9 protein-coding genes and 1 pseudogene are annotated in these 10,482 nt (G+C 42.3%); 7 read left to right on the forward strand and 3 right to left on the reverse strand.

Features of this window, described 5'->3' with window-relative positions; all coding sequences use genetic code 11:
- A pseudogene (locus H6G97_RS37370) lies at positions 1-622 on the forward strand (transposase); the annotation flags it as partial.
- 117 nt (positions 623-739) lie between these two features.
- Here the strand turns inward: H6G97_RS37370 and H6G97_RS37375 are convergent.
- From H6G97_RS37375 to H6G97_RS55015, 3 genes are all read right to left on the reverse strand, one after another.
- Complete coding sequence (locus H6G97_RS37375) at positions 740-958, reverse strand: hypothetical protein (RefSeq protein WP_190945758.1); 219 nt, start codon at positions 956-958, stop codon at positions 740-742.
- 541 nt (positions 959-1,499) lie between these two features.
- On the reverse strand, positions 1,500-1,811 hold the full coding sequence (locus H6G97_RS37380; protein WP_242055817.1) for an IS4 family transposase: 312 nt from the start codon (positions 1,809-1,811) through the stop codon (positions 1,500-1,502).
- Between the two features lie 36 nt (positions 1,812-1,847).
- Positions 1,848-1,982: a hypothetical protein gene (locus H6G97_RS55015; RefSeq protein WP_277883392.1), complete on the reverse strand. Its 135-nt coding sequence runs from the start codon at positions 1,980-1,982 to the stop codon at positions 1,848-1,850.
- An 857-nt stretch (positions 1,983-2,839) separates the two neighbouring features.
- Here H6G97_RS55015 and H6G97_RS55610 point away from each other — a divergent pair.
- The 6 genes from H6G97_RS55610 (at position 2,840) to H6G97_RS37410 (ending at position 10,240) form a co-directional block, all read left to right on the forward strand.
- Positions 2,840-4,219: a sensor histidine kinase gene (locus H6G97_RS55610; RefSeq protein WP_338421926.1), complete on the forward strand. Its 1,380-nt coding sequence runs from the start codon at positions 2,840-2,842 to the stop codon at positions 4,217-4,219.
- Between the two features lie 68 nt (positions 4,220-4,287).
- Positions 4,288-4,956, forward strand: coding sequence for a response regulator transcription factor (locus H6G97_RS37390; protein ID WP_190945759.1), 669 nt, complete (start codon positions 4,288-4,290; stop codon positions 4,954-4,956).
- Between the two features lie 318 nt (positions 4,957-5,274).
- Entirely contained in the window at positions 5,275-6,381 is a 1,107-nt protein-coding gene (locus H6G97_RS37395; protein ID WP_190945760.1) for a molybdopterin-guanine dinucleotide biosynthesis protein MobB, read from the forward strand.
- Between the two features lie 13 nt (positions 6,382-6,394).
- A complete protein-coding gene (locus H6G97_RS37400) occupies positions 6,395-8,113 on the forward strand; it encodes an ABC transporter ATP-binding protein (protein ID WP_190945761.1) in 1,719 nt (572 codons plus the stop codon).
- A 31-nt stretch (positions 8,114-8,144) separates the two neighbouring features.
- On the forward strand, positions 8,145-8,717 hold the full coding sequence (locus H6G97_RS37405; RefSeq protein ID WP_242055818.1) for a hypothetical protein: 573 nt from the start codon (positions 8,145-8,147) through the stop codon (positions 8,715-8,717).
- Complete coding sequence (locus tag H6G97_RS37410) at positions 8,717-10,240, forward strand: iron uptake porin (RefSeq protein WP_190945762.1); 1,524 nt, start codon at positions 8,717-8,719, stop codon at positions 10,238-10,240. The genes H6G97_RS37405 and H6G97_RS37410 overlap by 1 nt, the downstream gene beginning before the upstream one ends.
- The last annotated feature ends 242 nt before the right edge of the window (positions 10,241-10,482 follow it).

Below are 10,482 nucleotides of genomic sequence, written 5' to 3' on the forward strand. Positions count from 1 at the left end.
TTATCATTTTCAATTTTTGCAACAACTTATTAACCAAAAAGTTCATTTTATTACACGTTTAAAAGTTAAAGCATCTATTAAATACTTAAAGATTTTTAGCTATGACCACTCGCTTAAAGACCGATTAATTCAACTTGGTACTATTCGTCGTGGCCCACCAGTACTGACTTTACGTCTAATTGAAATAAAAGTCGGTAAAACTAGCTATTCTTACATTACTTCTGTCCTAGACCCGCAAATATTACCTCCCTACCTTGTTGCTGACTTATATCGGAAAAGATGGAGGATTGAAGAAGCTTTCTATGTGGTCAAACGTTTATTGGGACTGTCGTATTTATGGACTGGTTCTATTAATGGTGTGAAGCTACAAGTGTGGGCAACTTGGCTCTTTTATGCAGTATTAGTTGACTTGGGAGATGCGGTTGCAGACGAATTATCTCTACCATTTGACCGCATTTCTTTAGAGATGATTTTTCGTGGTTTATATCACTTTAGTGTCGCCTATGACAAAGGTAAGGCGGATGACCCAATCAAGTACTTTGCTGCAAAAGAAAATCAAGATTTAGGGGTTGTCAAAGCGCTACGAAAACCAGTCTCCAAGCTGGATTTGTCTCCTTTTCCTGCACCCTCTTGACAAATGTGCAATCACTCTAACCTCTCACTGATGGTCCTACGCTAACTGTGGGGATTCCTCCGCTCGTCTGGTCTACCTGAGATTCGACTGTCTCAAGACCCACAATTAGTTTTTATTCGTTCCCTCGGAGAGATTGATTGTTCCTTTAGGTGTGGTCATTTCAACTACTGGATTCCCAGGACTCTTACCGTTTCTAACTTGAAGAACGGCGGGAATTAGTTCTCCAGTGAAATCAGGGATTTTTTTGTTACGCCCTGTTTGATTGTAAGTTGCTTTTCTAGACCCGATTTCACCATAGGAACTCCCTGTTAGCGCCAGTGTCAACCCGCAACGGTCGTCTGATTGCGCCCAGTTAAGAGCTTCACTCTACAAGAACCAAGCTTGTTCGGTGTGGGCAGATAAGGAGTCAATTCTGAGTCTGAATGGCAAGACTTACACTTGCATCCGACCGAGAGTTCAGCCCTTAATAACAGTGATCTGCTGTCAGGCTGGCTTAGTTATGTACGGACTGATTACCGTGATTCACTAAGCAAGGAATCGCACCAAGTTTACAATCTTATCTCCCGCCAATGGCAACCCGAAGCAGTGAAGGACTACTGGGAACCAGGGGAGTTTTTGGTGGTGCGCTGTGGGAGGCCTATCCATTATAAGCATATTTCTTAACACAAAATTTGACAGAAGTAAGTAGCTATGCATAAGAGGAGGAAGATGAAAAAAGCACCAGTTATTCTGGAAAATGGACATGAGAATCAACAGAACTTCAAAAAGTATGATGATCTCATAACTACCTCGGCGTAAAAAACTAATGCTCGGGAATGTCAGAGCAAAAACACTAGAACAAACTGACGAGAAGATGAAGCAATAATTAACTATTGAGAGAGTGACAAACAAGCCAACCCTCAACCAGATCATGTAATCGACTCAATCCACGCCAGAGAACTTTTACGCCAGGAGAGCCATCGCTTTTACGACCTAAAAACCCACCCAATCGAGCAATCCAATCGACAATTTGAGCGAGGGTCGGTGGTACTGTATGAGGATAGAGTTGGTGATGAATGGTTGCATAGAGGACTTGCCACTCATGAGGTGCTAAAACCTGTTCACAACTTGAGTCGGGAGAACAACGAGCTAAGTAAGTCAGCCACAGCAAACGCCAAGGAATTACTTTACTCAACATTTGCTACCTCCTTATGCTACTGGTTTAGCTTGAAATTTACGCAGACGTAGGGCATTCGTAACCACTGAAATATGCTTCGTAAGTCACCGGATATGAGCGTGATGTCACTAGCGGCGATCGCCCTTGACATTGCCGCTCTCTTGCTGCCTGATTTTTGCCCAAGTACTTCATAAAAAGCCAGCGAGGATTAGACCAGGAAGCGCTATTAGAAAACCAACTTGCGTAATAGTCAGCTAGTCATCTGTAGGCGATCAGCATACAGAGGTAACGCAAAGCTAATTAAGCCAAAGCTGAGGCGTGATAAGCTGTTAAGCATTTAATTTGCACATTGAGATCGCAGGGGGGCAGGGAGCAGGGGAGAGGGTTTGCAGCTTTTATCACCATAAAAATGGTGCAATTTAAATGACGATTAGCTTAAAAATCCTTCTGCAACGAGCGGAAAGAGTGGTATGTTAATTTGACGAAACTTTGACCGCATCCGTTGTTTCTTTAGTAACTATAAGTAGAAAAGTGTCATAAATTGAGCTTTTTTAGTGATACTATTTATCAAGCACTGTTATTAGCAAGCAAATAATATGTTATTAGTCTCAATTTAATCTTAAAATCATCTTATTCTAGTTGTTATCTTAATCCTCTTATGTCAAACTAGGAAAAGCAAATCCCTGAAAGCCTTTCGGATCTGTACTTTTCAGCCTTTGGCTAGAAATTTTAGTTTCTATTAAAAAAGAAAGGTTCAAAGTTTGACTAGATAAAGGTTCCAATGTTTAGCTATGATTTTTGTTTTCCGAAAGTGACAGAACAGGGTTAAGTAGATATTGAAATAATTAATTGAAATAGGTTCTGTAACGGCCGTAAATTTATCGTACAAATACTTAGCTAAAAACTATAAAAATTGTTTTGCTATCCCAGTGGGGTGATGAATCTGTTCATCCAATATGCAACATAATTTCATTCTCTTACTTAGGATCATATCCAAAAGCTTCTGGATGACATCATCTTAAATATTGCTTACAGAATACGATTAACTGGTGAAAGAAATAAATTCATTCTCTAAATGGTATAAGAAGTTGTTTGGCGTTCGCGCACGTATCTTGATATGGTATGTGGTGCTGATGGCTTTGTCTGCCATAGTATCAATCTTAGTAATTCGTCATGCTTTTTTTGCGCGTCAAGAAAAACGTATAGAAGACTCTCTAACCCAAGAATTAAAAGAATTTAAAAAAGTTGTTCAGGGAACAAACCCCGCTACAGGTAAACCATTTGGAGATGATGTAATTTCTATCTTTGATAAATACCTGTCTCGTAACTTTCCTGACGAAAACGAGTATTTCATTGCACTCTTAAATGGTAAATTTTATAAGTCAGACCCTAAAGTTATCCCAAAATCTATATATTTAGATTCAGAATTATTAAACTATTGGGCACGGCTGACCCAGCCCAAGCAAGGTAAACACATCATTTTATCTGGTACTCTCATCTATTATGTAGCTGAACCAGTAATCAAGGAAAAAAACCGTGGGGTGATGGTAGTAGTTCATTCTACTGCCCTTGAAAATCAAGAAGTGAATGAGGCAATTATCATCGTTACTCAGGTAACCATAGCCGTACTGTTTGCAGCTTCGTTGTTAGCTTGGGTAGTAGCTGGAAGGGTACTTTCCCCCCTACGTCTACTAACTGAAACGGCTCGCTCGATTACTGAATCTGACTTCAGTCGGCGCATTCCTGTACAAGGCTCAGACGAAATTGCCGAACTCACTGTTACGTTTAACGACATGGTGCAACGGCTTGAAGCCGCTTTCTCTAGTCAAAGAGACTTTATCAACGATGCCAGCCATGAACTACGAACGCCAATTACGATTATCCGGGGTCATCTAGAACTATTGAGTGTAGGTGATGACCCCGAAGAGCGACGAGAAACATTAGAATTAGTCACCGACGAACTAGATCGGATGAATCGTTTTGTCGATGATCTATTGTTACTAGCTAAGGCAGAGCAACCAGATTTTTTAAATTTGGAAACTGTAGAAATTGGTTCGTTAACTGAAGAACTATACGCCAAAGTTAAAGCTTTAGGCGTTCGAGATTGGCGGTTGGAGGCAAAAGCTTCAGGTCGCATTGTAGCTGATCGACAACGGCTGACGCAGGCAATTATGAATTTAACTGTAAATGCCACTCAGCATACTCAAGAGGGAGATGTAATTGCACTGGGTTCATCCCTGAAAAAAGGTCGGGTGCGTTTATGGGTACGTGACACTGGTAACGGCATCAACCCTAACGACCAAAAACGGATTTTTCAGCGCTTTGCGCGTGGAGCTAACGGTCGCTGTTCTGATGGTGCTGGCTTGGGATTGGCAATTAATTGTAAAGGCGATCGCCCTTGCTCACGGCGGAACGATCAAAGTCTTTAGTCGGCAGATGGGTGGAGCTACTTTTACTTTAATCCTTCCCTTAGAACCGCCACAGGAGGTATTTTTACATGAAAAGAATTCTGATTGCTGAAGATGAATCTCGCATTGCTAGCTTTTTACAGAAAGGTTTTAAAGCTAATGGCTTTACTACCTATGTAGTCGAAGACGGTGAAAAAGCTGTTCTCATGGCTAACAGCGATAATTTTGACCTGCTGATTCTTGATATTGGTCTTCCCGGCAAAGATGGCTGGACAGTTTTAGAAGAGTTGCGCGGGCAGGGACAGCAGTTGCCTATCATCATTCTTACTGTTCATGACAATGTGAAGGATAAAGTCAACGGTTTTGAAAGAGGAGCTGATGACTATGTTACTAAACCATTTCGATTTGAAGAACTTTTAGCTAGGGTGCGGGCGCGGTTGCGCGATCGCCACTCACCCGATCACAAAGATGAAATGATACTTAGCATAAATGATGTTGTCCTTGACCTGCGTACCCGGAAAGTAAAAGTAGGCGATCGCCTCATCGAATTATCGGCCCGCGAATTTACCTTAGCTGAAACTTTTTTACGTCATCCTGGACAAGTCCTCAGCCGAGAACAACTCCTCAGTCATGTTTGGGGCTATGACCACGATCCTGGTAACAACATTGTTGATGTCTACGTTGGCTATCTCCGCAAGAAGTTAGGCAACAAATTTATAGAAACAGTTAGAGGTATGGGTTACGGGTTGGGATTATAAGAATTTTCTCATCTTTTTTTTAACTTCAATTAATCTTGATATGTAAAACTTAATAATAGCAATCAAAGGAAAGATTGTTTGCTAATCAAAAATTTAATTATCTATTCTTAAAGGAGTATTTCTTTAGGAAGAGTTAAAAAACAATAGGGGGATCAAAGAAAATGCTGAAAATTTAAAACTAGAAATGAATCTATAAGGATGGGAAAAATACCACTAAATTTTATTTCTTTATCCTTTATAGCTCATAGTTTTTGTAATTTAGAGTCGATGAAAATTCTGGCTCAAGAAAAATTTTCAAGCATTTCAGGAGCAAATTCAATGAATATTTCGGAAATAGAACTAAATAGACTTGCTAAAGCAAAAATAGCATACACTACACGTCATGTAGATTTAAATGCGATCGCTACACTGCTTACCGGAGAAATAAAACCTGAATGTGGTGATTTAGTATTAGCGAGAGTAGATGAAACAGGACAGCACGAACGTCTCGAACTCTGCGATAGTCGTAAAGCCATTATGTTTCCCGGCGACGAAATAGTCATTTGCTACGGTAATCGTTACGCTCCAGATCAATTTGAAGCGGAGATTCCCGAAGATTTGTCACCATGTAATCTTGCAGCAGCAGGTGGCATAGCAGCAAAAGTCTTATCAGGGCACGTTAAAATGAAACCACCCACAGCCATCACTCCTATTGGCTTGCTGGGCGATCAACAAGGAAAACGGATCAACATTGCAGATTGGGCTTTACCGCCAACTAGCTATATCGGCCAGCGTCCTTGCACAATAGCTGTTGTCGGCACATCGATGAATTCAGGTAAAACTACTACAGCAGCTAACCTGATTAAGGGCTTAGTCAATGCAGGTATGAAAGTAGGAGCCGCCAAAATTACTGGGACTGGGGCAGATGGAGACATTTGGCTGATGCGCGATGCCGGAGCTAGCTTAGTTTTAGATTTCACCCATGCTGGGTTTCCCTCCACTTATCGAGTTACCCCTCAACAAATCGAAGGAATTCTAGATACTCTGACTAATTATCTAGGAGCAGAGGGTGTAGATGCGATCGTGCTAGAGGTAGCAGATGGATTGTATCAACAAGAAACATCAGCATTAGTTTCTTCTGTTGCCTTCCGCGAGGCTATTGATGGTGTTTTGTTTGCCACTGGTAGCGCTCTAGGAGCAGCCGCAGGCATAGAATGGTTGCAAAGCTTTAATCTGCCCGTCTTAGCAGTTAGTGGTTTGGTAAGTGCATCTCCGTTAGCTACACGTGAAACTGAAAAAGCCATAAATTTACCGATTTTCGATATCCAAATGCTGCGCGAACAAGCGACAGATTTATTGGAAAGTATAAAAGCAACACAATTAGTTGTTCCATCTCCTCGCCCTCTTTCTGATTTAATGCTGACTCAGCAGGTGAGTACCAACTAATTGCCACAGAGATATGATGCAGATTCCTCGTGCAATTAGTGGCAACCGTCGCTGGTTCCTTACCCGCTTGGTAATTAACGGTTTTTGTCAGGCTGCTGCTACTGTTGCAAATGCTTTGCTAGTAGAGATGGCATTTGACAAGTTGATTACAACTGTCAGTCCTGGTTTAAATAACAAACTGCTGTGGCAGATTGGGTTGGGTTTGGCAGCAGCAGCAATTGTCACAGCCTTACTTCGTGTACTAGAACGAGCCGATGCTGAACGGATCGGCCAAGATTACGCCTACGAAATTCGGATGATTTTATACGAGCGTTTGATGAGCCTTGCGCCTCGCGCTCTGCAAAATCGCAGTCAGGGAGGAGTCATGCTGCGCTTCGTGGGTGATTTGACTGCTCTCCGTCAGTGGGTAAGCTTAGGTTTAGCGCGGTTAACTGTAGCTCTGACTACAACTGTCGCCTCTTTAGCAGCTTTATCGATTGTCAGTACTTCTTTAGCTTTGACTGTTGGCTTAGTCTTGGCAATCGGTGGCTTAAGTTCCCTCAAGCTGGGTAAACGAATGCAGTCAGTTGCTCAAGAGTCGAGACGGCGGTTGAGTAACCTAGCGGCAAATATTAATGAAAAAGTTGCTTCTATTGCTGTAGTGCAAGTTTTTGGGCAGTCGCAACGAGAGAAAAAACGCATTGCTCGCCAAAGTCGGCGTTTAGAGAAGGCAATGGTAGATCGGGCAATGGTAGCTGGTCAATTGCGGGGAATTACAGAAGGAACCGCCGCGATCGCTTCTGGTGCAGCTTTGATCGTAGGGGCGCTGGAAGTGTCCGCTGGTCGAACTTCTGTTGGTGTAGTCGTAGCGGCAATGACGATTGTCGGACTTTTAGTTCCCCCACTGCGAGATTTGGGCCGAGTACAGGAATACTGGCACAACTCACGGGTAGCACTGCAAAAGGTGGAACAATTTCTGGACACTCCTTCTTTAGTCACCCAAAAGGCAAATGCTCCTGAACTCAAATTAGGGAACGGACGTTTAGAATTTGATGGTGTCAGCTTAGAGGGGTCATTGCACAAAGTAAGTGCGATCGCCCAACCAGGCCAAATTGTTGCCTTAGTAGGGCCGAATGGTGCTGGTAAGTCCACCTTAATTTCTCTAGCCGCACGTCTGATTGACCCAGATGAAGGTGTGATTCGCTTGGATGGGCAGGATTTAGCGCAACACAGCCTACAATCAGTTCGACAAGCAATTGGCATGGCTGGCCCAGATTTACCCCTACTGCGGGGAACTGTTGCTAAAAATCTCCGCTATCGCTGGCGCAATGCTCCCGTTGAGGAAATTACCAGAGTTTGGCAACTTTGCGGCATTGATGAAGTGCTGGCAGAACTATCTCAAGGTGAGGAAACCAAAGTTTCTGAGGGTGGCAAGACTTTATCAGCCGGACAACGCCAACGTATCGCACTAGCACGGGCAATTCTAGGCAATCCACCATTATTACTGCTTGATGAAGTAGATGCTAATTTAGATGCCCAAGCTACAGCCATTGTAGACCGCGTACTGGCGGAACACAAAGGCACAGTATTAATTATCACCCACCGCAAAGAACGTCTCGCCGCCGTCGATGTGATTTGGTATTTAGAGAATGGACGGTTAATAGAAAAAGGCTCTCCAGAAGTGCTGCTCAACAGTGATAGCCTCACCGCACGGTTATTTCAAGACAGCGAAGAAAAAGTTTTGTCTGCTTAAAAAATAAACCATCTTAACTAAGGAGAAAACCATGAAAAAAATTGTAATTTCACAATTTGCCGCAGTTCTATCTTTATCATCGATGCTGATTGGTACACCTGTGGCTTTGTCCGAAGATACACAATGCCGGAGAACACTTGGTAATGTACTAATTGATGGAAACTTAATTGTACCGGATGGTGCCTCCTGTTCCCTTGACGGTACAACCATTAGAGGTGATGTTACAGTCAAGTCTCGCGCCACTTTGATTGTTAATGGAGCCAATATTTCTGGCAGTATTCAAAGCGAAGGTGCTAACAAAATTGATATCAACTCCGATACACGTACTGGTAACAATGTTTTACTGCGTAGGGGGGTAGAAGTTACTATTGATGGAGCCACTATTACAGGCGATCTACAACTCGAAAGCAACACTGGCGAAATTAGGGTCGCAAGTAACACCATTATTGGAAACTTGCAAGCTAAAAGCAATAAAGATGGTGGTGGTATCATAATTTCTTCCAATCAGATAGGCAACAATTTACAGTGTCAAGACAACGATCCTTCTCCCACAGGTGGTAATAATACCGCCAAGCAGAAAGAGGGGCAGTGCGAGAATTTGTAATGTTGCAAGTTTTCAAGCTAGGTTCAGTAATTTTAGCTGTCACTCTGGTGCTAACAGGAAAGGCTTTTGCAGTTACCGATCAGCAAAACTCTTCCTTAGCCCAGATGACCAGCTTTTCTCAGCTAGCAGATATCAAACCCACTGACTGGGCATTTCAAGCCTTGGAATCTTTAGTCAAACGCTATGGTTGCATTACTGATTTTAGTAACTATGCAGGCGAACGAGTTGTTACCCGATACGAATTTGCAATAAGTTTAAATGCTTGTTTGCTCAGTATAAATCAACTTTTAGCCGCAGATCATAATCAGTTGGCGAAAGATGATTTATCTACCTTGCGGCGGTTACAAACAGAATTTGCTGGCGAGTTAAATAGCTTACAGACACGAGTTGACAACTTGGAGGTGGAGACAACTCAATTACAAACACGGCAATTTTCCACAACTACTAAGTTTAGGGGAGAAGCGATATTTGCGATCGCAGGGTTCACTGCTACAAATAAAGCTGATGACCCAGATGAACCCATCAATGACAATTTTTTTCTTGGTAGTCGAGTCCGTTTGAACTTTGATACTAGCTTCACAGGTGAAGATCGTCTCAGAATTCGTTTGCAAGCCAGAAATACCCCTTCACTCGATCGAGTTACAGGTACTGCAATGGCTCGTTTAGGGTTTGATGGAGATAGTAATAATGAATTAGAAATCAGCCGTTTAGAGTATCGCTTCCCAATTAGCAAACAAGCCAGAGGTTTTATTGAAGCGACGGCGGGAGAACTCAATGATTTTACTGGTGTTGTTAATCCCTTTTTTAGCAGCAGTAGCCGTGGTGCAATTTCTCGTTTTGGACGACGTAACCCGATTTATCGTCAAGGCTTTGGTACAGGAGTAGGAATAGATTACGAATTTAGCGATGCTGTCAGCTTGAGTGTTGGTTATATTGCTGATCGTGCTAACAATCCTGAAGCGGGAATTAGTGAAAGTCCTTACAGTGCAATTGCCCAGTTGACCTTGGAACCGATAAAAAATGCGGAAATTGGTTTAACCTATGTGCGCTCATACAATAATATCAGCACGGGGACTGGAAGCGAACTTGCTAACGACCCATTTGATAATGATAGCGATCGCATCACTGCCAATTCTTATGGAGTCCAAGGAAGTTGGCGATTGAATCGTCATTTTAATCTTGGAGGTTGGGTCGGTTTTACACAAGCTACAGCCGAAGATTTATCAAGCAAACCAACAGCAGATATTTTTAACTATGCAATAACCCTTGCCTTTCCTGATGCAGGGAAAGATGGAGATTTAGCTGGTATTGTCATTGGTCAACCGCCGAAAGTTATTAGCAACGAATACGGCAGAGAGTTTACAGACGAAGCTAATTCTTGGCATTTAGAATTGTTTTACCGTTTTCCAGCTACCGACAATATTGCTATTACCCCTAGTTTATTAGTAATTACTAATCCAGAACACAAATCCAATAGCGACACGATTTATATAGGAACTGTTAGAACTACTTTTTCTTTCTAAATACGGACTATGAAAACCTCTCGTCTTTTTAACTTCATTCTGATTGCTTTATTAAGCTTGGGAGTAGTTGTGGTCATGAAAGATAATGATTTTCAAACTAACAGCACCAAAAACGCCATTGCATCTGAAACAGGACTTACGCAACTGGCACAATGCGAGCGCCAATTACTAGTACATAAGTATTATTTGAATCTGATTCCGAATGCCTTGTATTTGTAATAAAAGCTGGTGTATTGGAAGCA

This window comes from Nostoc flagelliforme FACHB-838 (genome assembly GCF_014698065.1).
GTDB classification, from domain to species: domain Bacteria; phylum Cyanobacteriota; class Cyanobacteriia; order Cyanobacteriales; family Nostocaceae; genus Nostoc; species Nostoc flagelliforme_B.

Bases quoted from the DNA above. Each gene is read 5' to 3' on its own strand.
- H6G97_RS37380 (WP_242055817.1), bottom strand. From the start codon at position 1,811: ATGTTGAGTAAAGTAATTCCTTGGCGTTTGCTGTGGCTGACTTACTTA.
- H6G97_RS55015 (WP_277883392.1), bottom strand. From the start codon at position 1,982: ATGAAGTACTTGGGCAAAAATCAGGCAGCAAGAGAGCGGCAATGTCAA.
- H6G97_RS37390 (WP_190945759.1), top strand. From the start codon at position 4,288: ATGAAAAGAATTCTGATTGCTGAAGATGAATCTCGCATTGCTAGCTTT.
- H6G97_RS37395 (WP_190945760.1), top strand. From the start codon at position 5,275: ATGAATATTTCGGAAATAGAACTAAATAGACTTGCTAAAGCAAAAATA.
- H6G97_RS37400 (WP_190945761.1), top strand. From the start codon at position 6,395: ATGATGCAGATTCCTCGTGCAATTAGTGGCAACCGTCGCTGGTTCCTT.
- H6G97_RS37405 (WP_242055818.1), top strand. From the start codon at position 8,145: ATGAAAAAAATTGTAATTTCACAATTTGCCGCAGTTCTATCTTTATCA.
- H6G97_RS37410 (WP_190945762.1), top strand. From the start codon at position 8,717: ATGTTGCAAGTTTTCAAGCTAGGTTCAGTAATTTTAGCTGTCACTCTG.